This window comes from Halomonas zincidurans B6 (genome assembly GCF_000731955.1).
In the GTDB taxonomy this organism is placed as follows: Bacteria; Pseudomonadota; Gammaproteobacteria; order Pseudomonadales; family Halomonadaceae; genus Modicisalibacter; species Modicisalibacter zincidurans.
Genome location: NZ_JNCK01000001.1, coordinates 2,065,316 through 2,088,841 on the forward strand (window position 1 = coordinate 2,065,316; position 23,526 = coordinate 2,088,841).

General features: G+C 66.4%; 17 protein-coding genes and 3 pseudogenes. 6 read left to right on the top strand and 14 right to left on the bottom strand.

Annotated features, from left to right (window positions below; translation table 11 throughout):
* Window positions 1-66 precede the first annotated feature (66 nt).
* Together ltrA and orn are read right to left on the bottom strand one after the other, a co-directional pair.
* Window positions 67-1,026, bottom strand: a pseudogene (ltrA, locus tag HALZIN_RS0109710) (group II intron reverse transcriptase/maturase); the annotation flags it as partial.
* A gap of 303 nt (window positions 1,027-1,329) precedes the next feature.
* Window positions 1,330-1,914, bottom strand: coding sequence for an oligoribonuclease (gene orn, locus HALZIN_RS0109715; protein ID WP_031384024.1), 585 nt, complete (start codon window positions 1,912-1,914; stop codon window positions 1,330-1,332).
* Between the two features lie 122 nt (window positions 1,915-2,036).
* Here orn and rsgA point away from each other — a divergent pair, with 122 nt between their 5' ends.
* From rsgA to asd, 3 genes are all read left to right on the top strand, one after another.
* Window positions 2,037-3,065, top strand: coding sequence for a small ribosomal subunit biogenesis GTPase RsgA (rsgA, locus tag HALZIN_RS0109720; RefSeq protein ID WP_031384025.1), 1,029 nt, complete (start codon window positions 2,037-2,039; stop codon window positions 3,063-3,065).
* Window positions 3,066-3,159: 94 nt separating this feature from the next.
* Complete coding sequence (locus HALZIN_RS0109725; protein ID WP_031384026.1) at window positions 3,160-3,990, top strand: sulfurtransferase; 831 nt, start codon at window positions 3,160-3,162, stop codon at window positions 3,988-3,990.
* Between the two features lie 162 nt (window positions 3,991-4,152).
* Entirely contained in the window at window positions 4,153-5,040 is an 888-nt protein-coding gene (asd, locus tag HALZIN_RS0109730) for an archaetidylserine decarboxylase (RefSeq protein ID WP_035575280.1), read from the top strand.
* 28 nt (window positions 5,041-5,068) lie between these two features.
* Here asd and epmA read toward each other — a convergent pair whose 3' ends face one another.
* Entirely contained in the window at window positions 5,069-6,037 is a 969-nt protein-coding gene (gene epmA / locus HALZIN_RS0109735; RefSeq protein ID WP_031384028.1) for an EF-P lysine aminoacylase EpmA, read from the bottom strand.
* A gap of 161 nt (window positions 6,038-6,198) precedes the next feature.
* Entirely contained in the window at window positions 6,199-6,765 is a 567-nt protein-coding gene (efp, locus tag HALZIN_RS0109740; protein ID WP_031384029.1) for an elongation factor P, read from the bottom strand.
* Between the two features lie 104 nt (window positions 6,766-6,869).
* On the opposite strand from efp, the gene epmB reads away from it, so the two are divergent.
* Window positions 6,870-7,910 carry an EF-P beta-lysylation protein EpmB gene (gene epmB, locus HALZIN_RS0109745; RefSeq protein WP_031384030.1) on the top strand — a complete coding sequence of 347 codons (1,041 nt, stop codon included), beginning with the start codon at window positions 6,870-6,872 and terminating at the stop codon, window positions 7,908-7,910.
* Window positions 7,911-7,953: 43 nt separating this feature from the next.
* Here epmB and HALZIN_RS0109750 read toward each other — a convergent pair whose 3' ends face one another.
* From HALZIN_RS0109750 to pgi, 9 genes are all read right to left on the bottom strand, one after another.
* The gene (locus HALZIN_RS0109750; RefSeq protein WP_328286631.1) at window positions 7,954-8,220 is read right to left on the bottom strand and encodes a TIGR02647 family protein; all 267 of its coding nucleotides are present in this window, start codon (window positions 8,218-8,220) and stop codon (window positions 7,954-7,956) included.
* A 97-nt stretch (window positions 8,221-8,317) separates the two neighbouring features.
* Window positions 8,318-8,701: a protealysin inhibitor emfourin gene (locus HALZIN_RS0109755; RefSeq protein WP_031384032.1), complete on the bottom strand. Its 384-nt coding sequence runs from the start codon at window positions 8,699-8,701 to the stop codon at window positions 8,318-8,320.
* A complete protein-coding gene (locus tag HALZIN_RS0109760) occupies window positions 8,698-9,750 on the bottom strand; it encodes a M4 family metallopeptidase (protein WP_031384033.1) in 1,053 nt (350 codons plus the stop codon). The genes HALZIN_RS0109755 and HALZIN_RS0109760 overlap by 4 nt, the downstream gene beginning before the upstream one ends.
* Before the next feature lie 106 nt (window positions 9,751-9,856).
* Complete coding sequence (locus HALZIN_RS0109765; RefSeq protein WP_051907459.1) at window positions 9,857-11,569, bottom strand: HD domain-containing phosphohydrolase; 1,713 nt, start codon at window positions 11,567-11,569, stop codon at window positions 9,857-9,859.
* A gap of 78 nt (window positions 11,570-11,647) precedes the next feature.
* Window positions 11,648-12,604 (bottom strand): phosphoserine phosphatase SerB, encoded by a 957-nt coding sequence (serB, locus tag HALZIN_RS0109770; RefSeq protein ID WP_031384035.1) that lies wholly within the window; start codon window positions 12,602-12,604, stop codon window positions 11,648-11,650.
* Window positions 12,601-14,862, bottom strand: coding sequence for a DNA topoisomerase IV subunit A (parC, locus tag HALZIN_RS0109775; RefSeq protein WP_031384036.1), 2,262 nt, complete (start codon window positions 14,860-14,862; stop codon window positions 12,601-12,603). The genes serB and parC overlap by 4 nt, the downstream gene beginning before the upstream one ends.
* A gap of 188 nt (window positions 14,863-15,050) precedes the next feature.
* A complete protein-coding gene (gene parE / locus HALZIN_RS0109780; protein WP_031384037.1) occupies window positions 15,051-16,946 on the bottom strand; it encodes a DNA topoisomerase IV subunit B in 1,896 nt (631 codons plus the stop codon).
* A gap of 25 nt (window positions 16,947-16,971) precedes the next feature.
* Entirely contained in the window at window positions 16,972-17,607 is a 636-nt protein-coding gene (locus HALZIN_RS0109785; protein WP_051907460.1) for a YqiA/YcfP family alpha/beta fold hydrolase, read from the bottom strand.
* Window positions 17,608-17,636: 29 nt separating this feature from the next.
* Window positions 17,637-19,307, bottom strand: a complete 1,671-nt coding sequence (gene pgi, locus HALZIN_RS0109790) for a glucose-6-phosphate isomerase (protein ID WP_031384039.1) — start codon at window positions 19,305-19,307, stop codon at window positions 17,637-17,639.
* Between the two features lie 145 nt (window positions 19,308-19,452).
* Between pgi and cmoA the strand changes: the two are divergent.
* A pseudogene (cmoA, locus tag HALZIN_RS0109795) lies at window positions 19,453-20,193 on the top strand (carboxy-S-adenosyl-L-methionine synthase CmoA); the annotation flags it as partial.
* Window positions 20,194-20,311: 118 nt separating this feature from the next.
* Window positions 20,312-21,266: pseudogene (cmoB, locus tag HALZIN_RS16830) on the top strand (tRNA 5-methoxyuridine(34)/uridine 5-oxyacetic acid(34) synthase CmoB).
* Window positions 21,267-21,375: 109 nt separating this feature from the next.
* Here cmoB and HALZIN_RS0109805 read toward each other — a convergent pair.
* Window positions 21,376-23,451: an LTA synthase family protein gene (locus tag HALZIN_RS0109805; protein WP_031384041.1), complete on the bottom strand. Its 2,076-nt coding sequence runs from the start codon at window positions 23,449-23,451 to the stop codon at window positions 21,376-21,378.
* Window positions 23,452-23,526: the final 75 nt, after the last annotated feature.

The following is a 23,526-nucleotide window of genomic DNA, read 5'->3' on the forward strand; positions in this document are numbered from 1 at the left end:
CTTCGCCTCCCCGCCCTCCGAACCGTGCGTGCGGTTCTCCCGCACACGGCTCTCCAGTCGATGGTTTCAACATCGTGATTGGCTCGCTTGCTGCCAGGCTTCGGCTAGGGTGAAAAGCCCGGCAGCGGCGAAGAACCTATTGGGCCAACGTCGCGTGTCTGTTCCGGTGTTGCCACGCCCAGGGCGTTTCTCCTGCTTGCGCAGGATGGCGCGAAGCCGTCGGCGGATGAAGCCATCCAACGGCCGGAACGTTGTCCGATAGGCGTGTCGGAAGTAGCCGAACCAGCCTCTTAGCAGAGGATTGAGTGAGGCGATGATCTGCCGCAGACTCTTGCCTTCCGTCCGCCGCGTCTTGCTTCTCACCTTGTCCTTGAAGGCTCTGAGACTCTTCCTACGTACCCAGCGCTTTCCCGCCTCGAAGCGGTAGCCCAGGAAGTCGAAGCCCTCGCCGCGTTGTCGACAGTCACCGATATGGGGCTTGTCGGGGTGCAGGGTCAGGCCATTCGTCATCACCCAGTCCTGCACGTGGGCCAGGGCCTGCCGGGCCTCCTGCTCGCTGTAACAGAGGATGACAAAGTCGTCGGCATACCGCACCATGCGATAGCCGCGCTGGGTCATCTCCTGGTCCAGCGGGTGCAGGTAGAGATTCGCCAGCAAGGGGCTGATGATCGCTCCTTGCGGCGCTCCCGCGGTGGGGCTCCAGCAGTTCATCTCGCTAACGATGTCCTGCGTCAGCCAGGCACGCAGCAGTGACAACAACCGACCATCGCTGAGCCGTTCCTCAACACGGCTCATGAGGCGGTCATGCGGGATGCTGTCGAAGTAACCCTGCAGGTCGGCGTCGACCCCCCAGGTCATGCCGGCCTTGAGGCCATCATCGACGGCCCGCAAGGCGTCCTTGCAGCCTCTTCCTGGTCGGAAGCCATAGCTCATCGGCAGGAACTCGTGCTCGAGAATCGGTTCGATGACACGCTTGACCGCCGCCTGAACGATGCGGTCCTTGACGGTAGGGATAGCCAACGGGCGTGTCTTGCCGTCGCTTTAGCCGCCACCCCAGCGCGACGGGTGCGTTTCAGGCTTCGCTGTCTCCCAGCAAGCTCGCCACCTGACCCGGCCGAATCGAGTTCGTCATCCTACGGACCGCCAGTTCGCCTCCGGTTGCTCTCCACCCCGCCTCGCGGCGACGCAGTTACCTTCGACTACGGGGCCATGGCTTACCCCGACTCGGACTTCCACCGAGTTGTGTGCACGCCTTCACGGGCGCACTGGGAGGGAACTTGTTCCCGATGGATTTCACCCCCCAAACCAGCCCCAAGCCTGGGCAAGCGCTTACTCCTCCTCGTCGCGGCGTGGCGGCTCGAGATTGAGGAAGGTGCGCCGGTAGTGACGCAGCTCGTCGACCGACTCGCGAATGTCGTCGAGCGCCTGGTGGGTGTTGCACTTCTCGAAGCCCTTGAGCGCCGCGGGGTTCCAGCGCTTGGCGAGCTCCTTGAGCGTCGAGACGTCGAGATTGCGGTAATGGAAGAACGCCAGCAGTTCGGGCATCTCGCGCTCGAGAAAGCGCCGGTCCTGATGGACGCTGTTGCCGCACACCGGCGATGAATTGGGGGTCACGTACGCCTTGAGAAACGCCAGCGTGCGGCGCTCGGCCTCGGCGGTATCGACGCTGCTGGCCTTGACCCGCGCGGTCAGCCCCGACTCGCCATGGGTCTTGGTGTTCCACTCGTCCATCGCCGCCAGCAGCTCGTCCGATTGCTTGACCGCCAGCACCGGGCCTTCGGCCATCGGGTTGAGCTCGTTGTCGGTGATCAGCGTCGCCACCTCGATGATCCGCTCCTTGTCGGGGTCCAGGCCGGTCATCTCGAGATCGATCCAGACCAGCAGATCGTTGCGGGGGGCGGCTTGCGCGGGCATCGAAGGCTCCTTTCGTACGTAGTGGCTTGACCCGCCGGCATCCCGCCCATGGTTAACAATGGGTCGGACAGCCGCGGCCAGGCTGGTTACAATGAAGCCATTGTACGCCCAGCCGAGGTCGCATGAGCAAACGCAAGCTGTCGCGCCAGCAGCGCTGGCGCATCGAGAAGATCCAGGCCGAACGTCAGGCGCGGGCCACCAAGCACGACGTCCACCAGAACGACGCACTGGAGAGCGGCGAATACGGTCGGGAGAAGCCCGGGCGGGTGATCGCCCACTTCGGGCGCAGCCTGGATGTCGGCGGCGCCGACGACGACGCGCTGCACCGCTGCCACCTGCGCGCCAATCTCGACAGCCTGGTCACCGGCGATCGCGTGGTGTGGCGCGAGGCCAGCGACGCCAGCGGCGTGGTGGTGGCCCGCGACGCCCGCGACAACGTCCTCGAGCGCCCCGACGCGCGCGGCCAGCTCAAACCGGTGGCCGCCAACATCGATCAGATCCTGATCGTCTTCGCCGTCGAACCCGCGCCCTTCGCCAATCTTATCGACCGTTACCTGGTCGCCGCCGAGGCCACCGGCATCGAGCCGGTGCTGGTGCTCAACAAGATCGACCTGCTACCCGCCGACGGCGGCGAGCTCAGAGGCCTGCTGGCGCGCTACGAAGCGCTGGGCTACGCGGTGATCGAGGCTAGCACGCGCCGCGACGGCGGGCTGGACACACTGCACGAACGGCTCACCGGGCGTACCTCGGTGTTTGTCGGCCAGAGCGGGGTCGGCAAGTCCTCGTTGATCGACGAGTTGCTGCCGGACGCCGCGTTGCGCATCGGCGCGCTCTCCGAGGACACCCGCAAGGGCACCCACACCACCACCACCGCGCGGCTGTACCGCCTGCCCTCGCCCCTCGCGAAGGAAGACGGCGAGTTGATCGACTCGCCGGGGATTCGCGAATTCGGCCTCGCCCACCTGGACGAGCGGCAGATCACCGACGGCTTCATCGAGTTTCGCGACTACCTCGGCCGTTGCCGCTTCCGCGACTGTCGCCACCGCCAGGAGCCGGGTTGCGCGCTGCGCGACGCCGTCGAGCGCGAGGCGATCAGCGCCGAGCGCTTCGCCAGTTACCGGCGCATCCTCGACGGCCTGGCACCCGGCTGAGCGACTTGACGCTCCGAGTCGCCCGCACCATGCCGGCTGTGCCATGATCGCAGCAACCCAACCGATCATTCCCTTCCCGCAGAAGGAGTCACCGATGAGTTCCGAAGCGAATCTGCTACCGCTGATCGTCGAGCCCGAGCAACTCGCCGAGCATCTCGAATCGCCCCAGTTGCTGATCGTCGACGTGCCGCTCAAGGCCGACAGCTATGCCGAGGGCCACGTACCCGGCGCGGTCTTCCTCGATCATAACCGGCTGCTGGCCGGCCGCGGCGAGGTGCCCAACGAAGTGCCCGACGAGGCGGCGCTGTCGGCGCTGTTCTCGTCGCTGGGGCTGAGCCGCGATACCCACGTGGTGGCCTACGACGACGAAGGCGGCGGCTGGGCCGGGCGCCTGCTGTGGACGCTGGAGTTGATCGGTCACACCCGCTATTCCTACCTCAACGGCGGCATTCACGCCTGGCGCGCCGCCGGCCTGAATCAATCCCGCGAGCCGCGTCAGCCGCAGCCCAGCAACTACCAGGCGGAGATCCTCAATCCCGCGGTGAAGATCGGCCGCGAGGAGTTGCTCGAGCGTCTCGACGACAAGCAGCTGGCGGTGTGGGACGCCCGTTCGCCGGAGGAGTACCGCGGCGAGAAGGGCCAGAACCGGCATCTCGGCCACATCCCCCGGGCCGTCAACATGGAGTGGACCGAAGCGATGGATCGCCAGCGCGACCTGCGCATCCGCGACTACGCCGAACTGATCACCGAGCTCGACGCGCTGGGGCTGACCCCGGACATGGAAATCGTCACCCACTGCCAGAGCCACCATCGCAGCGGCTTCACCTGGCTGGTCGGCAAGGCGCTGGGCTTTACGCACATGCGCGGCTACGCCGGCTCCTGGAAGGAATGGGGCAACCGCGACGACACGCCGATCGAACGCTAACCGGCAGGTTATGAGCCATGGACTGAAAAAAGCAGTAGGAAGCTCGAAGCTCGAAGCTCGAAGCTCGAAGCTCGAAGCTCGAAGCTCGAAGCCAAAGTATTGCGACCTCCCGCCGCGGCGACTAAGGTGGCGGGCTCTCTTCGTTGACGTGGATGCCGAGCCGTGGATCGCGCCGAACTGTTTTCCCTCATCCAGTATCCCCTGCCCCATCATCTGATTTCACGGCTGGTGGGCCAGCTTGCCGAGTGCCGCTCGCCGTGGCTAAAGGATCTGTTGATCGAGCGCTTCATTCGCACCTTCGACGTCGACATGAGCCAGGCCCGGGAGCCCGATCCACGCGCCTACCCCTGCTTCAACGACTTCTTCACCCGCGCGCTGAAGCCTGATGCCCGGCCGATCGGCGAAGGCCTTGTTTCCCCGGCTGACGGCGTGCTGTCGCAGTCGGGGCGCATCGAGCACGGCACGCTGATCCAGGCCAAGGGCCAGACCTACTCGCTGAGATCACTGCTCGGCGGCGATGCCGACGCGGCCGCGCCGTTTCGTCAGGGCAGTTTCGCCACCGTCTACTTGTCCCCGCGCGACTACCACCGCGTGCACATGCCGCTCGACGGCACCCTGCGCTCGATGACCTACGTGCCGGGCCGGCTGTTCTCGGTCAACCTGGCCACGGCGGCCCATGTGCCCGGCCTTTTCGCGCGCAACGAGCGGCTGGTGTGCCATTTCGACACGCCCCACGGGCCGCTGGCGATGGTGCTGGTGGGCGCGATGATCGTCGCGGCGATCGAGACGGTCTGGTCGGGTCAGGTCACGCCGCTTTCGGGGAACGTCGAAACCACCCGCTTCGACACGCCGATTCGGCTCGCCAAGGGCGAGGAGATGGGTCGCTTCAAGCTCGGCTCGACGGTCATCCTGTGCAGCGCCTCGCCGATCGCCTTCCGCCAGGACCTGAGCGCCGACGCCACCCTGGTGAGCATGGGCGAGAGCCTCGGCAGCGCCCCGGGAGTAGCGCCGGACAATGACGACGAGGCGATTCCCGGCACCTACGTATAGCCTGTGATGCGCGTAGCCCGGCACGCCTTCAGCAACGCGGGCTGGCGAACGCCATCACGTCCTCGACGCGGGCCTTGCCCAGTGCCAGCTGAATCAGCCGGTCGATGCCCAGCGCCACGCCGCTGCCTTCCGGCATGCCGGCCTCGAGCGCGGCGAGCAGCCGCGCGTCGACATCCACTTCCGGCTTGCCCAGCGCGCGCCGTCGGGCGTTGTCCTCGGCGAAGCGGCGCGCCTGTTCGGCGGCGTCGGTGAGTTCGTCATAGCCGTTGGCCAACTCCAGGCCGGCCACGTAGAGCTCGAAGCGCGCCGCGACGAGCTCGCCCTCGCCGTCGCGATGATGCCGCGCCAGTGCCGCCTGGCTGGCCGGATAGTCGATGACCACGTCGATCCCCTCGCGGCCCAGCGTCGGCTCGATCACCAGGCCCATCAGCAGGTCGAGGCAGCCGTCGCGGTCGGCATCGTGCATATCCAGCCCGCCGCGCTCGCCGGCTAGCCGGCGCAGCGCGTCGAGCGGCGCGGTGAACGGGTCGACCTGCAACTGCTCGCGGAATAGCTCGCGGTAACGGCGCAGCCGCCGCGGCCCGGCTTCGGGCAGCAGCTCGCGCACCAGCGCCACGCTCTCGTCGATCAGCTCGGCCAATGAAAAGCCCGGGCGATACCACTCGAGCATGGTGAATTCGAGGTTGTGGCGCGGGCCCACTTCGCCGTCGCGAAAGCAGCGCGCCAGCTGAAAGACCGGCCCGCTGCCCGCCGCCAGCAGGCGTTTCATGGCGAACTCCGGCGAGGTCTGCAGCCACAGCCGCTCGCGCCCGGCGCCGGTGGTGGCGCTCAGCGACAGCGCAGCGAGATGCACGTCCGTGCTGCCGCCATGGCCGAGTGCCGGCGTTTCCACCTCCAGCACGTCACGCGCGGCGAAGAACCCGCGCACCCGCGCCAGTAGCCGCGCCCGCTCGCGCAGCGTCTCGATACGCGCCGAAGGTTGCCAATCGATAGACACGATTCACCTCTAAAACGACGAAGGCCACGCGCAAGCGTGGCCAAATTATACAGTCGCTGCTCGAAGCCGCGAGCCGCGAGCCGCGAGCCGCGAGCCGCGAGCCGCGAGCCGCGAAACCCAGCATCAGCACACACTGAAAATTCGCAAGCTCGTAGCTTAGTTCAGGCGCGAGAGACGTACTCGCCGGAGCGTGTGTCGACTTTCAACACCTCACCCTCGTTGATGAACAGCGGCACCCGCACCACCGCACCCGAGGACAGCGTCGCCGGCTTGGAGCCGCCCTGGGCGGTGTCGCCCTTGACCCCGGGATCGGTCTCGGTGACCGCCAGCTCGATGAAGTTGGGCGGCGTCACGCTGATCGGGTTGTCGTTCCACAGCGTCACGGTATAGGCGACCTGCTCCTTGAGCCATTTCTCGGTGTCGCCCAGGCCGCGCTTGTCGACCGCGTACTGCTCGAACGAGCCGTCGGTCTTCATGAAGTGCCACATCTCGCCGTCGTTGTAGAGATACTCCATGTCGAGATCGAGCACGTCGGCGGCTTCCAGCGAATCGCCGGACTTGAAGGTGCGCTCCCAGACGCGGCCGGTAATCAGGTTGCGCAGCTTGACCCGACTGAACGCTTGGCCCTTGCCCGGCTTGACCAATTCGTTCTCGACGATCGAGCAGGGATCGCCATCCAGCATCACCTTCAGACCGCCCTTGAATTCGTTGGTAGAATAGCTCGCCATGATTCCTCGCTGATGGTCTCGGCGTGGTCCGGGCTCCGGCCTGCCACGCACATGTACGAAACGGCGAAGCGCCCGCGGGCCTTCGCTTCCTTGAATGGTGGCAAATGATAACCCGAAGCCCGAACCTTTTGCAGCGCGCAAACCGCCCCGCCGACATCCCGGTCGCCGTCGAACGCAGCTGGCAGGCCCAGTTGCGCGACGTGATCCGCGACCCGCGCGAGCTGCTCGCCCGGCTGGAGCTGGACGCAGGCTGGCTGCCCGGTGCGCAAGCCGGCCATGCACTGTTCGAGGTGCGCGTCCCCGAAGCCTACCTGGCGCGCATGCGCCCCGGCGATCCGTGCGATCCGCTGCTGCGCCAGGTGCTGCCGCTCGACGCCGAGCGCGACGCCGTTGCCGGCTTCGTCAGCGACCCGCTGGAAGAGGCCGAACATACCCCGCGGCGCGGATTGATCCACAAGTACGCCCGGCGCGTGCTGCTGATCGCCAGCCCCAGTTGCGCGATCAACTGCCGCTACTGCTTTCGCCGGCATTTCCCTTACGCCGAGAATTCGCCGTCCCGCGGGCAGTGGCAGGAAACGCTCGATTACCTGCGCGACGATCCGACGATCAACGAGGCGATCCTCTCCGGCGGCGACCCGCTGGTCTCCAGCGACCAGCGCCTGGCCTGGCTGTGCGAGCGGCTTGCCGAGATCCCGCACTTGACACGGCTGCGCATCCATACCCGGCTGCCGGTGGTGATTCCCGAGCGGATCGACAAGGCGCTGCTCGGCTGGCTCGCCGCGACACGTCTACAGACGGTGATGGTGCTGCACATCAACCACCCGCGCGAGATCGACGCCGCGCTCGTCGCCGCTTGTGTCCGGCTCAAGGCCGCCGGGGTGACGCTGCTCAACCAGAGCGTGCTGCTGCGCGGCGTCAACGACGACGCGGCCACGCTGGCCGAGCTGTCGGAGGCGCTGTTCGCCGCCGGCGTGCTGCCCTACTACCTGCACGTGCTCGACCCGGTGGCCGGCGCGGCGCATTTCGACGTGCCCGATGACGAGGCGCTCACCCTGCACGCCGCGCTGCGCGAACGCGTCGCCGGCTTCCTGCTCCCGCGGCTGGTGCGCGAGGTGCCCGGCGAGACCAGCAAGACCCCGCTGTAGCTTCCGCGGGCGCGACTGTTCGAGGGCTGGCCGGAAGCCTGGGCTAGCCGGTGGTCACGGCCGGCGTGGCCAGGATCGTCAGCAGCCGCTGCGCCTGCTCGGCGGCGTCGCGCCCCAATCCGGTGAGATAACCGCCATCCGGATGAGTCACCAGGCCACGTTCGAACAATCGCTGCGCTGCGGCCACATGCTGGGCATCCGCCGTGGAATGGACCTTGATGCCCTCCTGGGTGGTGTCGAGATTGTAAAGGCAGAGGATGTTGAGTTCTTCGAACATCTCGGGGGTGAAGGCCATGGGCACCTCGGTCATCGTTGTTGTCGTTGAATCCGTTGACGTTAAACCACCTGCTCACTGTAGGCCAGGATGGTGCGCCGTGAGCGAGCGCCTGACGAAAGGATAAGTCGGCTCACTCGCCGTCCGGCTCCTCGCCCAGCTCGCCGTGCCGCCATAGCGTCACCAGCGAGCGCGGTGCCCGGGTCTCGTCGACGATCAGCGACCAGCGCGGTCGTACCGCGTCATCCATGACCTCGCCGGCCGCGTCGCCCGGCTCGTCGATCGTCAACCGGAAGAAGCGCCGGTCGGCGCCGCTCGCTTCGCCCTCGGCCCCGCAGCATAGCGCCATGGCCAGCAGGTTCTCCAGCCAGCGTCGCTGGCCCGGCGTGCACTCGCTGCCCTCGATGCAGCGCGGCGCCGCCAGGCCGGGGAAGTGCGCCAGGCCGCCCTCGCGACGAATCATCAGCCGGCTACGCGGCCCCAGAACCGGCCGTGACGAGTCCCCCGCAACGCTCATACCCTCACCCCGACGGCCTGCCAGGCGTCGCGAATCGCCTGCTGCTCGCGACTCTGGCGACCATAGCTGCGGTCGGCATTATCGACGGTGAGAGCGGCGAATCCCGCGAAATCAATGTCCGGGCTGAGCCGGGAATCGCGCAGCGTCGCGTACCAGACCTGCCCGGCCACCTCCCAGGCGTAACCGTCCAGCGCCTGGGCGGCGAGGTAGAAGGCGCGGTTGGGAATCCCCGAGTTGATGTGCACACCGCCGTTGTCGGTCTGGGTGACGACGAACTGATCCATGTGCGCGGGCTGCGGGTCGCGTCCCAGCACCGGATCGTCGAAGGCGCTGCCCGGCTCGGCCATCGAGCGCAGCGCCCGTCCCTGGACCGCCTCGGTGAGCAGCTCGGCGCCGATCAGCCAGTCGGCCTGCGCGGCTCGTTCGCCGCGATGAAACTGCTTGACCAGGCTGCCGAAGACGTCGGACAGCGACTCGTTGAGCGCCCCGGACTGCCCGGCGTAGACCAGCCCGCTCTCGCGTTCGGTGACGCCGTGGGCCAGCTCGTGGGCGACCACGTCGACGGCGATGGTGAAACGCCGGAAGAGCTCGTCGTCGCCATCGCCGAAGACCATCTGAGCGCCGTTCCAGAAGGCGTTGGCATAGTCCTGACCGAAATGCACCGTGCCGATCAGCGGCATGCCGTTGGCATCGATGGAATGGCGCTCGAAGACCTCCCAGAAGAAACGGTAGGTTGCGCCCAGCCAGCGATAGGCCTCCTCGACCGCCGGATCGTCGCCGCCCGGCTGGTCCTCCTCGCGCACCAGCCGCCCCGGCAACGTCTCGCGATGCTCGGCGGAATGGATGTAACGGGCCGGCCGACCCGGCGCCGAAGCCTCGGGCTTTCGCGCTGCACGCTGCGGACCGCGCGCCGCGCGAAAGCCCCGGTCGCGGGTCAGCGTCGCCTCGGCGCAGCGACGCTGACGCGGGCTGCCATGCTCGCGCAGCCGTTCGAGAATGTACGGGGGCGTGAAGCCCGGATGTAAAATCGTGCCGTCGGATCGAGTCATGTGTACCTCCTGGGACCTGCGACGAGAAGCGTGCCTGCCTCCAGTGTGGCTCAAGCTGACGCTCGTATCCCGCGGCCTTGTCAGGCTCGCTTGCGGTTAACGCCTTCTATACCGGTCTGAGTACCTCGGTAGCCGGATCGAGCCCCGCCTCGATGCGGCCGAGCTGGGCGATCTCCCGGCCCTGGGTCCACTGATCGATGCGTTTGTTGGGGCTGTAGTGGTTGCGCACCACATGCACCAAGGCCGGTTGACGCTGCGCATCGAGGCGATGAATCCAGGCCACCGCGCCGCTCGAATAGCGTACCAGGCTGCCGATCGGATGAATGCCGAAGTGGCGTACGTAGCGCTGCACCCACTGCACGTCGTAGGCCTGCCCCTGTGCCAGCAAGTGGCGATAGATCGCCGCCGTCGACCAGGCCGCCCGGTCGGCGCGCGCTCGGCCCATGGCATCGATGGCATCGACCACCGCCGCCATGCGGCTGAGTTCGGGCAGTGCCTCGCCGCGCTTGCCGTCGGGATAGCCGCTACCGTCGAGTCGCTCGTTGATATCCAGGGCGACGTTGGCGAAGACCCCCGCATCCAGCCAGCGGCAGTCACCGGCGCGCGCGGCGAGCCAACCGACATGCTGGTGGAGCTGGGCACGCTGCTCGGCGTCCAGTTCGCGGCTTTCCAGCAGGCTGTCCGGCAACAGCGCCTTGCCCAGGTCGTGAATCATCGCCGCGGCGAGAATCGCCTTGCGCAACTCACGCGGCGCGCTGCGCGTGTCGAGCAGATCGGCCAGGCGGATCGCCACCGCCAGGCCGTGCTGGACCACCGCGGGCTCGCGGACCAGGCAGATGCTGGCGAACAGCAGCGCCTCTCTATCCTCCTCGAGCAGGCCGAGCAGCAGATCGGCGTTGTGCGACAGCAGCGCGCTGTCGATCGGCCTGCCCTGCTTGAGCAACAGCATCTGGCCATTGAGGAAATCCGCGACCTTGGTCAGTCGACGCGCCATGGGCGTGGCGTAGCGCGGCTTGACGGCCTTGCTGACCGAAGCCTCGGGTGCCTTGTCCGAGGCCTTGAACAATGCCGAGGGCGACAGCGACTTGCCCTCGATGCCGGTCCGTGCGCGCTCGCGCTCGATCTCCTTGACCAGAAACCAGACCTGACGCTCTAGGCGCGGCGTGGCCTCGTCGAAGGCGAAGCCGACCATCGCCTGCTGCCAGCGATCGTCGGCCTGGACGTGGCGCACCTCACCGGGCGTGGTGAAGCGCTGGCCGCTGGGAAAGGTCGCCTCGAGGCGCTTGAGCGGCTCGCCCTGGGTGAGATCGACCGCCTCGCCCAGCGGCAGGCGAATCAGGCAGCCGCCCAGCGACAGGTTGACCAGCTCGCCATGCACGGTCTTGTCCTTGCTGGCCAGATCCATCTCGATGGTTACCGCCATGCCCGGGCCAAGCTCGGCGCGAAAGGCGTTGCGGCGATGCCAGACATCGAGCCGCTCGGGATAGCCACAGGCGAAGCGCACACGCCCTGCCACGCCATCGAGCGGCGTGGCGGTCAAGGGAGGTGTGGCGACCATCGCCCCCTGGGCCTGGCCGGTCAGTCGAAAGGGCCGCTCGGCGCGCAGCCCGCCGACGGCCTCAGGCGCCGCGGTCACGTCGAGGATCAGCCGCGCCTGCGGCTCGATGGCGACCAGCAGCACCGAGATCGGCTCGGCGCTGCCGTCGTCGCCCTCGAAGACCAGCGAGACGTCACCGGGCTGGCTGAGCTCTTCCAGCAGCGCCGCGAGTTCGCGTTCATGTTCGACGACGCTGTTCGGCGTCTCGCTTATCGACTCCATGCTTGTTCCCGGATCAATCAGCGCCGGCCGTTGTTCGATACGAGCGCAGCCGCTGCGGTTATCGTTATGGTTGCTGCGTCACTTCCCGAGTTCGCCGGGACCGGCCTCGAGATCGGCCTGACGGTAGCCGATCAGATAGAGCACCGCGTCGAGTCCCAATGTGGATATCGACTGACGCGCCTGACTCTTGACCAGCGGCTTGGCGCGAAAGGCGATGCCCAGCCCCGCACTCGCCAGCATCTTGAGATCATTGGCACCGTCGCCGACGGCGATGGTCTGCTGAAGCGTCAGCCCCTCGCGCTCGGCGATCTCGCGCAGCAGCGCCGCCTTGCGCTCGGCATCGACGATCGGCTCGCGCACCTCGCCGGTGATCTTGCCGTCCTCGATCAGCAATTCATTGGCATGGATCTCGTCGAAACCCAGGCGCGCCTGCAGGTGACGGGCGAAGTAGCTGAACCCGCCGGAGAGAATCGCCGTACGATAGCCCAGCCGCTTGAGTTGCGTCATCAACCGTTCGAGTCCGTCCATCAACGGCAGGTTCTCGGCGATCTCGGCGAGCACCGATTCGTCGAGCCCCTTGAGCTTGGCCATGCGCTCGCGAAAGCTCTGCTTGAAATCCAGCTCGCCGCGCATCGCCCGCTCGGTGACCGCGGCCACCTCGTCATAGACGCCGTGGCGGCGCGCCAGTTCGTCGATCACCTCGGCCTGGATCAACGTCGAGTCCATGTCGAAGCAGATCAATCGACGGTGGCGACGCCAGATCGAATCTTCCTGCAGGGCGATGTCCACGCCGTGCATGACGCCGAGTTTCAAGGCCTTCTCGCGCAACAGCAGGTAGTCGATCGCCTCGCCACGCAATCGGTACTCGAGGCACACGCCATGCGGCGGGGGATCTTCCGCTGAGCCGTCGCCGGACAACCACTCGCTCAGCGTCACCGTGAGATCATGCGCGGCGATCAGCGCATCGACCTCGGCGAGAACCGATGACGGCAAGCGCGGCGCGAACAATGTCAGAATCAGCGTATCGCAGGTCATGACGCCTCCCCTTGCGCCTCGAGACGATCGACTTTCTGGAAGCCGCGCGGCAGCTTGCTGCCACGTCGGCCACGTTCACCGACGTAGTAATCGAGATCATTCGCCTTGAGGGTCAGCTTGCGCTTGCCGGCGTGGATCACCAGCGCCGTACCGCCCGGCAACACCACCAGGTCGCGTACGAACTCCTCGCGGCGCGCCGCCCGCGCGCCGGGAATGTCGAGCATCTTGTTGCCCTTGCCCTTGGCCATCTCGGGGAGCTGGTCGATGGCGAAGACCAGCAGGCGGCCCTCGTTGGAGACCAGCGCCACGCGCGCCTCGGCGTCGCGCGGCACGGCCTGGGGCGGCAGCACGTTGCAGCCCTTGGGCACGCTGAGCACCGACTTGCCGGACTTGTTCTTGCCGACCAGCTCGTCGAGGCGCACCACGAAGCCGTAGCCGCCGTCGGAGGCCAGCAGGTAGCGGCTCTCCGGCGGCGCCAACATCAACCCGACCATGTACGCGCCGGCGGCGGGATTGACCCGCCCGGTGATCGGCTCGCCCTGGCTACGCGCGCTGGGCAGGTTGTGCGCCGCCAGGGTGTAGCTGCGGCCGCTGTCGTCGAGCAGCACCAGCGGCTGGTTGGTCTTGCCGCGCGCCGCCAGATGGAAGCGATCGCCGGACTTGAAGCCCAGCCCGGCGGCGTCGATCTCGTGGCCCTTGGCGGAGCGGATCCAGCCCTTCTCGGAGAGCACCACGGTGATCGGATCGGCGCCCATCAGCTCGACCTCGGACAGCGCCCTGGCCTCGCCGCGCTCGACGATCGGCGAGCGCCGGGCGTCGCCGAAGCTCTCGCCGGCCTCGCGCAGTTCGCGCTCGATCAGGTCGGTCAGCGCGGCGTCGTTGCCCAGCAGCTCCTTCAGCTGCTTGCGCTCTTCGAGCAGTTCGTCCTGCTCGCCGCGAATCTTGAACTCCTCGAGCTTGGCCAGGTGGCGCAGGCGCAACTCGAGGATCGCTTCGGCCTGGCGCTCGGAGAGCCCGAAGGCGTCGATCAGCGCCGGCTTGGGCTCATCCTCCTCGCGAATGATACGGATCACCTCGTCGATGTTGAGATACGCGGCAAGCAGACCCTCGAGGATGTGCAGGCGATCCTCGACCTTGCCCAGCCGGTAGTCGAGGCGCCGGCGCACCGTGGCGCGCCGGTATTTCAGCCATTCGCCGAGAATCTCGTGAAGCGCCAGCACCCGCGGGCGGCCATCGAGGCCGATCATGTTGAGGTTGACGCGCACCCCCTTCTCGAGATCGGTGGTGGCGAACAGATGCGCCATCAGCGCCTCGATGTCGACACGGTTGGAGCGCGGCTCGATCACCAGCCGGGTAGGGTTTTCATGCGTCGACTCGTCGCGCAGATCGGCGACCATCGGCAGCTTCTTGGCCTGCATCTGCGCGGCGATCTGCTCGAGCACCTTGGAGCCGCTGACCTGATAGGGCAGCGCGGTGACCACGATGCTGCCCTCCTCCAGCGTATAGCGGCTGCGCAGCTTGACCGAGCCGCGGCCGCTTTCGTAGAGCTTGGCGAGATCGGCCCGCGGGGAGATGATCTCGGCTTCGGTGGGAAAATCCGGCGCCGGCACGTACGCGACCAGATCGCCGACCGTGGCCTCGGGATTGCGCAGCAGGTGGCAGGTCGCGTCGACGATCTCGCGCACGTTGTGCGGCGGAATGTCGGTGGCCATGCCCACCGCGATACCGGTGGCGCCGTTGAGCAGCACGTGGGGCAAGCGCGCCGGCAGTACCGCCGGCTCGTTCAGGGTGCCGTCGAAGTTGGGCATCCAGTCGACGGTGCCCTGGCCGAGCTCGGAAAGCAGCGCCTCGGAGAACTTCGACAGCCGCGCTTCGGTGTAACGCATCGCCGCGAACGACTTGGGATCGTCGGGGCTGCCCCAGTTGCCCTGGCCGTCGACCAGCGGATAGCGGTAGCTGAACGACTGGGCCATCAGCACCATGGCTTCGTAGCAGGCGCTGTCGCCGTGGGGATGGAACTTGCCCAGCACATCGCCGACGGTGCGCGCCGACTTCTTGTACTTGGCGCTGGCGGTCAGCGACAGCTCGCGCATGGCGTAGATGATGCGCCGCTGGACCGGTTTCATGCCGTCGCCGATATGCGGCAGGGCACGGTCGAGAATCACGTACATCGAATAGTCGAGATACGCCTTCTCGGTATATTCGCGGAGCGACAGACGTTCGACGTCGCCCTCCGCGACTTGGATATCCATGGTCATGGGTGCGTGGCCCTATCTGCATTCATGGAAACTTCACGGGCGGTGCCCGTTCGATACGTTCTGGAACAGCTGCGAGCTTCGGGCTTCGGGCTTCGGGCTTCGAACCCCATGGCCCGTAGCCCGTAGCTCGTAGCCCGTAGCCCGTAGCTCGTGGCTCGTGGCTCGTGGCTCGTGGCTCGTAGCCGAGATCACACTTCGATATCGGCGAGATTGCCGTAATCCTCGAGCCACCCCTTGCGATCGCTGGCGCGCTTCTTGGCCAGCAGCATGTCGAGCATCTCGCTGGTGCCGTCGCCGTCGACCCGGGTCAGCTGCACCAGCCGGCGCGTGTCCACCGCCATGGTGGTCTCGCGCAACTGCAGCGGACTCATCTCGCCGAGCCCCTTGAAGCGCTGCACGTTGATGGGGCCGGCCTTCCGGGTGCCGCGCTTGCCCTCAAGGCGCTTCAAGATCGCCGCCTTCTCGCTCTCGTCCAGCGCATAGAACACCTCCTTGCCCAGGTCGATGCGATACAGCGGCGGCATCGCGACGTAGACGTGGCCGGCATCGACCAGCGCCGGAAAATGACGCACGAACAGCGCGCACAGCAGCGTGGCGATGTGCAGGCCGTCGGAGTCGGCATCAGCGAGGATGCAGATCTTGTGATAGCGCAGCTTGGTCAGGTCGGCGCTGGCCGGGTCGGCGCCGATCGCCACGGCGATGTCGTGGACCTCCTGGGAGGCGTAGATGTCGTGGGACTCGACCTCCCAGGTGTTGAGGATCTTGCCGCGCAGCGGCAGGATCGCCTGGGTCTCGCGATCGCGGGCCTGCTTGGCGCTGCCCCCGGCGCTGTCGCCCTCGACCAGGAACAGCTCGCTGGCCACCGGGTCCTGCCCCGAGCAGTCGGCCAGCTTGCCGGGCAGCGCCGGGCCCGCGGTGATCTTCTTGCGCGCGACCTTCTTGGCACTCTTCTGGCGGCGCTGGGCGGCGCTGATCACCAGCTCGGCGAGCGCCTCGGCCTGGTCGACGTGGTGATTGAGCCACAGCGAGAAGGCGTCCTTGACTACCCCGGAGACGAACGCGGCGACGGTGCGCGAGGAGAGCCGCTCCTTGGTCTGGCCGGCGAACTGCGGGTCGAGCATCTTCACCGAGAGCACGAACGAGACTCGCTCCCACAGGTCGTCGGCGGTCAGCTTGACGCCGCGCGGCAGCAGGCTGCGGTAGTCGCAGAATTCGCGCAGCGCCTCGAGCAGCCCCGAGCGCAGGCCGTTGACGTGGGTGCCGCCGAGCGGCGTGGGAATCAGGTTGACGTAGGATTCCATCAACGGCTCGCCGCCTTCGGGCAACCACTGGATCGCCCAGTCGCAGGCCTGCTCGTCGTCGGCGAAGTGGCCGACGAACGGCGCTGCCGGCAGCACCTCGTAGCCGTCGGTGGCCTGGGCCAGGTAGTCGCGCAGGCCGTCCTCGTACTGCCAGATGCTCTCGCTGCCGTCGACCTCGGTCAGGATCACCTTGAGCCCCGGACACAGCACCGCCTTGGCGCGCAACAGATGCTTGAGCCGCGGCAGCGACAGGCGCGGCGAATCGAAGTAGTCGAGCTCCGGCCAGAAGCGCACCACGGTGCCGGTGGCGCGCTTGGCGCAGCTGCCGATCACCGCCAGCTCCTCGACCTTCTCGCCCTTGGCGAAGGCGATGGCGTGGCGCTCGCCGTCGCGGCAGACCTCCACTTCCAGGCGCGTGGACAGCGCATTGACCACCGACACGCCGACCCCGTGCAGCCCGCCCGAGAAGCGGTAGCTCGACTGCGAGAACTTGCCGCCGGCATGTAGCTTGGTGAGGATCAGCTCGACCCCGGAAAGCCCGTGCTCGGGGTGGATGTCGATGGGCATACCACGGCCGTCGTCGGTCACCTCGATGCCGCCATCCTCGTAAAGCCGCACGCGGATTTCCCGGGCGTGGCCGGCCAGCGCCTCGTCGACGCTGTTGTCGACGACTTCCTGAACCAAGTGGTTGGGGCGCGTGGTGTCGGTATACATGCCGGGGCGCTTGCGCACCGGCTCGAGACCGGAAAGGACTTCAATGGAAGTGGCACTGTATTGCGTCATGCGGTGTCCATCAGGCTAACGAGTGTCATTGAATGGCCGCCAGCGGCGCGCCGGCGGCATGGCCACCGTGGGCCAGCACCGCCGGCAGGTAGTCCGCCAGCCGGCTGAAGCCGTGATCGCCGCCCGGCTCGATCAGCGTGCGACAACCGCGATAGGCGGCGAACGCCTCGCGGCAATCGAGCGTCTCGTCGGCGCTGCCCAGCAGCAGCAGGTAGCGCTCGGGCGTGAGCCGCACCGGCTCGAGCGCCAAAAGTTCGTCGCGATGCGCCGATTCGATGGTGAAGCGCTCGCCGCTATAAGGGTTGACGAACGCCATGCCCAGCCAGGCGTCGACCAGCCGCGAGGCGTTTACCGCCGGGTTGATCAGCACCGCCGCCAGATCGTGGCGCTCGGCCAACACGCTGGCCAGAAAGCCGCCCATCGAGCTACCCACCAGTAATACCTTGTCGCCGAGTTCGGCGAGCGCCGCTTCGGCACTCGCCAAGGCTTCGGCGGGCCGGTGCGAAAGATTCGGCGTGCGACACGGCAACGGCCCGCGGTGCTCGATGCGGGCGCAGGCTTCGCGCATCAGACGCGCCTTGGGCGAATCGCTACCGCTGTTGAAACCGTGCAGATAGAGCACCCCGTCGACCGGGGCCGCCTGCAAGGGGCCACTCAGCATACCCTGAAACCTGGACGGATAAACAGCATTCAGCGTTGTTCCTCGGCACGCCAGACCGCCTCGATCAAGTGGCGGCTGGATTCGTCGAGGGCCTCGACGCCTTCGTGGCTGGCGAGCACCCGCTCGGTCTGGGTGGCGATCTTCTTGCCCAGCTCGACCCCCCACTGGTCGAACGGGTTGATGTCCCAGATGGTCGCCTGGACGAACACCTTGTGCTCGTAGAGCGCCACCAGCGAGCCCAGCGTGCTCGGCGTCAAGCGATCGAGCAGCAGCGTGGTCGACGGCTGGTTGCCGCGATAGTGCTTGTGGTTGGGCCGCGGGCCGTCGTCCTCGATCGCCTCGTCGCCGAGCATCAGCACCCGCGACTGGGCGAAGCAGTTGGCCAGGGTCAAGCGGTGCTGCTCCTTGAGCAGCGCGCGGGTGGCATCGTCCTCGATGCGATCGTAGCGGCGCATCGGCGCGATGAAGTCGCACTCGACCGGCTGGGTGCCCTGGTGCAGCAACTGGTAGAAGGCGTGCTGGGCGTTGGGACCCAATTGCCCCCAGAGCACCGGGCAGGTCGAGTAGGGCGTGGTCTGGCCGGAATTGGTGGTCGACTTGCCGTTGGATTCCATTTCCAGCTGTTCGAGATAACTGGCGAAGAATTCCAGGCGACCCTCGTAGGGCAGGATCGAGTGGGCGCGGATATCCAGGAAGTTGACGTTCCAGATGCCCGCCAGGGCGAGCAGCACCGGCAGGTTGTCCTCGAGCGCCGCGTTGGCGAAGTGGCGATCCATCTCGTGGGCGCCGGCGAGTAGCTCGCGGAAGTTGTCCATGCCCACCGCCACGGCGATCGGCAGGCCGATGGCGCCCCACAACGAATAGCGACCGCCGACCCACTCCCAGAATTCGAGCTGGTTGGCATCAGAAATGCCCCATTCGCTCATCTTCTCGGGGCTCGCCGAGACGCCGATGAAGTGCTGGCGCATCACCAGGTCGCGATCGCCGCGGCCATTGACCAGATGCCCCATCAGCCAGTCCTGGGCGGTGCGCGCGTTGGACAGCGTGTCGATGGTGGTGAACGACTTCGACGACAGCACGAACAGCGTGGTCTCGGGATTGAAGCGCGTCAGGTAGTCGGCCAGTTGCGAGCCGTCCATGGTCGAGGCGAAATGCACCTCGACCGGATGGATGTCGCGGGGGCGATAGTCGGCCAGCGCATGGGTGACCATCAGCGGCCCCAGGTCGGAACCGCCCACGCCGAGGTTGACCACGTCGGTGACCGCCTTGCCGGTGGCGCCGCGCCACTGCCCGGCGTGAAACTTGTCGACCATCGCCGCCATGCGCTTCAGGGTGCGATGCACGCCCGGCACCACGTCCTCGCCCTCGACATTGAGATGCGCGTCCGCCGGCAGACGCAGCGCGGTATGCAGCGCCGGGCGGTCCTCGCTCAGGTTGACCCGCTCGCCGGCCAGCAGCCGCTCGATGCCCTTGGGCACGCCGGCGACGCGGGCCAGTGCGAGCAACTTGTCCAGCGTCTCGCGACGCCAGCGCTGCTTGGACAGATCCAGCATCAGCCCCGCGGCCCGGCGGCTGAAGTCGGGATAGCGCTGGTCGGATTCGTGAAACAGATCCTTGAGATGCACGTCGCGCATCGCCTCGGCGTGGTCGAGCAGCGCCTTCCAGGCGGGATGCTGGTCGATCGTCGCGGTTTCGGTCATCGGCTCCTCCTTGAACGATCCTTGCGTATCGCACGACGGTGGTCGTGCTCGGCGGCTTCGCGGCGGGTGCAAGCCGAGCGGTCGGTGGGTAAACTGTCAGCGCCTGACGCCCGCCGCCCTCACCAAGCCTGCTTAGCGAATGCCCATGAGTGATGCATCTTACCGTGACGCGATCTTCACGACACCCCTCGACCGGGTCGCGCGATTTTCCTTCGACGAGCAGGTGGTGGCCTGCTTCCCCGACATGGTGCGCCGCTCGATCCCCGGCTACGGTCAGATTCTCGGCATGCTCGGGGTGATCGCCGAGCGCCACCTGCGCCACGGCGGGCATGTCTACGACCTGGGCTGCTCGCTGGGCGCGGTGGGGCTGGCGCTGGCCGGGCGCCTGCCGCCCGAGGCGTTTTCGCTGACCGGCGTCGACCTGTCGCCGGCCATGGTCGCCCGGGCCCGCGAGACGCTCGCCGCCGAGTGCCCCGAGCATGCCATCGAGATCGTCGAGGGCGACATCCGCCATCTCGATTACCGCCCGGTGAGCATGATCGTGCTCAATTTCACCCTGCAGTTTCTCGCCCCCGGCGAGCGCGACGCGCTGATGACGACGCTCTACGAGGCGCTGGAGCCGGGCGGCGTGCTGGTGCTCTCGGAGAAGATCGTCGCCGCCGACGAGGCCGAGAACGCCTGGCTGGTGGAGCGCTATCACGACTTCAAGCGCGCCAACGGCTACAGCGAACTGGAGATCAGCCAGAAGCGCACCGCGCTGGAAAACGTGCTGGTGCCGGACACCCTCGAGGCCCACCATGCACGCCTGGCGCGGGCCGGTTTCGCCCGCGCCACGACCTGGTTCCAGTATCTCAACTTCGCCGCGATGATCGCGTTCAAGGACGCCCGGTATCGGGACGCCCGGTATCGGGACGCCCGGTATCGGGACGCCCGGTATCGGGACGCCCAGTATCGGGACGCCCAGTATCGGGACGCCCAGGGCGAGACCGGGGGGCCGCGCTGACATGGCCGACACCGACCGCGCCCAGCAGGCGCTCTATCACGCCTTCGTCGACCAGCAGTTGCATGCCTGGCTGGCGCGCCTGCCCGAGCAGTTCGCCCGCGGGCTGGACCGTAAGCGCCACGGCGACCTGCCCGGCTGGGAGAAGGCCGTGGCCAAACTCCCCCAGCTACCCGAACCCGCCGCGGCGCGCGACGTCGCCCTCGATCGCGATACCGTCAGCGTCGATGTATCGCTCTCGGATGCCGACCGGCGGCGTTGTTACAACCTGCTCAAGGCATTGATGCCGTGGCGCAAGGGCCCCTATCGGCTTGGCGGCATCGACATCGACAGCGAGTGGCGCTCGGACTGGAAGTGGCGACGTGTCGCCCCGCACCTGGCGCCGCTGGCGGGCCGCCGGGTGCTCGACGTCGGCGGCGGCAACGGCTATCACGCCTGGCGCATGGCCGGGGCCGGTGCGTCGTTCGTGCTGGTGATCGATCCCTCGCCGCGCTTCTATTATCAGTTCCAGGCGGTGCGCCATTTCGTCGCCGACGCCGACGGCGGGCGCACCCACTTTCTACCGGCCGGCATCGAGGATGTTCCGGCCGACCTCGAGGCCTTCGATACGCTGTTCTCGATGGGCGTGCTCTATCACCGCCCTTCGCCGCTCGACCACCTGCTGCAACTGCGCGGCGCGCTGCGCCCGGGCGGCGAACTGGTGCTGGAAACGCTGGTCGTCGAGGGCGACGCGACGACGGTATTGATGCCCGGCGAGCGCTACGCGCAGATGCCCAACGTGTATTTTCTGCCCTCCTCGGCCGCCCTGAGCCATTGGCTTTTGCGACGAGCAACGCCGCAGCGAGTGGATGAACTTTCAGTCGCTGACCGATTTTCTCGACCCTGACGATCGCACGCGGACCGTCGAGGGGCATCCGGCGCCGCGCCGCGCAGTGCTGGTGGCACACAAACCCGAGTGACTCGCCCTTCATTGCAAACGATAATTTTTATTGTTATTTCGCATGCTGAAGGAGCCCTCTCTTGCTGTCGCTCTTCAATACGGCACTGGAGGGAACGCCGCGCTTGGCGTCAATTGGTTGCACGCGCGTCGGCCTGCAAGGCCTCACGCCGTATCCGCCAGCCTTCCAGCGCCATACGCGCCTGTGCGCGCCGGGTTTGGTCCTTGAGAGCTCGCGAGGGGGATTCAACCGCCTGCAGCGTACCGCCCGACCAACGATAATAAGTCGGGTCGGCGAGATTCGTGGCGGCGCCTGCGTCGCTGACCATGACGCCCTGCCCACCATCCTGACGATTGAATGTCAGCGCCATCGGCGATGCTTGTGGCGTGTACAGATCGCGTCCCATCCACGGTACCTGGGCATTGGACAGTGAATGCGCCCATAGCGTCGGGAAGATATCCCGATGGCTGGTCCAGTCATCGACCTGTGCCTCACCCTCTCCCCGATAGGCCGGTGGAATCCACAACAGCATCGGCACACCGAACTGGTCGAACAGGTCATGTGCATCGGGATACTGAATGAGAGAACGCGTGTTGTGATCACCGGTGGCCGCGAACAGTGTATGGTCCATCAATCCATCGGCTTCGAGATGATTCAAAAAGCGCCCCATGCTGTCATTGGCGTATTGATAGGTCTCGAGGATCGAGGTGCCTAACTGGGGCGAGACGGCAAGCGCATCGCCCAGCCGTGAGACACCCAGGGGCGCGGGAGCGTAGTCTTGCGGGATCTTGTACGGCGGATGGTTGGTGATCGATAGCATCACCAGCATCAACTTCTCATCGTTGGCCTCGGCTTGCTCCAGAAGCTTCTCGGCGTAACGGAACATCCACTCGTCATAGAGCCCCCAGGTGCCGCCTTTGGCTTCGGGGAAGCGCTCACGGATCGCGTTTTCGCCCAACACTTCATCGAAGCCTTGACGCTTGAGCGCATCGTCAAGATTTCGCCACTGCGTCGAGCCCGCCGTCAGGAAGACAGTGCGATAGCCCGCGCGCTCATACGGCAGCACCGTCGACGTCGAATATTGACGATAGCCATAACGACTCTGCGTCAATGGGCTGATCGGCGTATCGAAAAGTATTCCTTCCAGTGAGGGATATGTCCCGTTTCCCGACGACAAGGCATACGGAAAGTAGTCCGCCTTCTCCTTCACCCAGGGGCGCAAGCGGCCCAGCAGATCGTTATTCTCGGCATCGTCGAAATCCAGCGGATGACGTCCCCAGCCTTCCATCAAGCTGACCACGACATGCGGTGGTTTTTCTTCTGCTGCGGGTCGCACAGGGGTGGTCACGGTCATGCGGTCGAGAACCGCCTGCGGCGTATCGGCCTGCGACCAGCCCAGCACGTTTGCCGCCGCCATGGAAGAGCTGAAACCGTAACGCGCCAGCCCCGACTGCGGATCGTCACCGATCCGGTTGGCCTGTCGCTCATTCCAGGCCAGATAAAGAGCTTCGGGTCCACTGGGCACCAGGTCATTGACGAAGGCATTCGACGACACCGACATATGCATTTCGCGCAGTGGGAATGTCCCCAGGGTGCCGCGCCCCAACCCGACCAGTGCCACCCAGGAAGCCGCCACCAGCAGCGTGGCTTGAGGCCATCCCAGCCGGCGCCGTTCATGCCGACGGCCGCGTCGCATCAGGGCGACCTGGATTCCCGTCATGCCGATCAAGACGATCAGCAACGGAAAAACGGGATAATCGCTCCATATCGTCTTCAGCACCGCCTGGGTATCGTCTTCGAACAGCCCGAAGATCAGCGAATTGATCGGCCCTTGATAGAAGCTAAAAAAGAAATGATTAATCAGTGCCAGGAGATTGACCAAGGCCATGGTCGCGATGGCCCAGACCAACCACAAGCGACGCCAGCCGGCCAGAAAGACGCGCGGCAAGGGAAGCAACACCGTAGCCACTATAAGCCAGGGTCCCAGAAGGACCGCCATGATCTTGGCATCGAAACGCAGCCCCATCCAGAAGGCCTGCCACATCTCGCCGGCGGGCGCTTCCAGGGTGGGGGGCGCATACGACTGCCACAACAGAACACGCATCAAGGCCAGCGTTGCCACCCCGATCAGCCCCAGACGCCAGAGCTGTCGGTTCAACTCGCGCCAGTTCTGCCAGCGCGACATCATCACGGAATCGTTATACATGCGTCATCTCAATCGGGTAAGCGCGCACACTATATCGATCTTGAACGACTCTAACGATACGTTAGATTGCCAATA

Coding starts and splice junctions, on each gene's coding strand:
- HALZIN_RS0109755 (WP_031384032.1), bottom strand. CDS start 8,701: ATGAGCGTTGCGGGGGACTCGTCACGGCCGGTTCTGGGGCCGCGTAGC.
- HALZIN_RS0109750 (WP_328286631.1), bottom strand. CDS start 8,220: ATGACCGAGGTGCCCATGGCCTTCACCCCCGAGATGTTCGAAGAACTC.
- pgi (WP_031384039.1), bottom strand. CDS start 19,307: ATGACCGAAACCGCGACGATCGACCAGCATCCCGCCTGGAAGGCGCTG.
- HALZIN_RS0109805 (WP_031384041.1), bottom strand. CDS start 23,451: ATGTATAACGATTCCGTGATGATGTCGCGCTGGCAGAACTGGCGCGAG.
- rsgA (WP_031384025.1), top strand. CDS start 2,037: ATGAGCAAACGCAAGCTGTCGCGCCAGCAGCGCTGGCGCATCGAGAAG.
- parE (WP_031384037.1), bottom strand. CDS start 16,946: ATGACGCAATACAGTGCCACTTCCATTGAAGTCCTTTCCGGTCTCGAG.
- efp (WP_031384029.1), bottom strand. CDS start 6,765: ATGGCGAGCTATTCTACCAACGAATTCAAGGGCGGTCTGAAGGTGATG.
- HALZIN_RS0109725 (WP_031384026.1), top strand. CDS start 3,160: ATGAGTTCCGAAGCGAATCTGCTACCGCTGATCGTCGAGCCCGAGCAA.
- epmB (WP_031384030.1), top strand. CDS start 6,870: ATGATAACCCGAAGCCCGAACCTTTTGCAGCGCGCAAACCGCCCCGCC.
- HALZIN_RS0109765 (WP_051907459.1), bottom strand. CDS start 11,569: ATGGAGTCGATAAGCGAGACGCCGAACAGCGTCGTCGAACATGAACGC.
- parC (WP_031384036.1), bottom strand. CDS start 14,862: ATGACCATGGATATCCAAGTCGCGGAGGGCGACGTCGAACGTCTGTCG.
- serB (WP_031384035.1), bottom strand. CDS start 12,604: ATGACCTGCGATACGCTGATTCTGACATTGTTCGCGCCGCGCTTGCCG.
- HALZIN_RS0109785 (WP_051907460.1), bottom strand. CDS start 17,607: ATGCTGAGTGGCCCCTTGCAGGCGGCCCCGGTCGACGGGGTGCTCTAT.
- HALZIN_RS0109760 (WP_031384033.1), bottom strand. CDS start 9,750: ATGACTCGATCCGACGGCACGATTTTACATCCGGGCTTCACGCCCCCG.
- orn (WP_031384024.1), bottom strand. CDS start 1,914: ATGCCCGCGCAAGCCGCCCCCCGCAACGATCTGCTGGTCTGGATCGAT.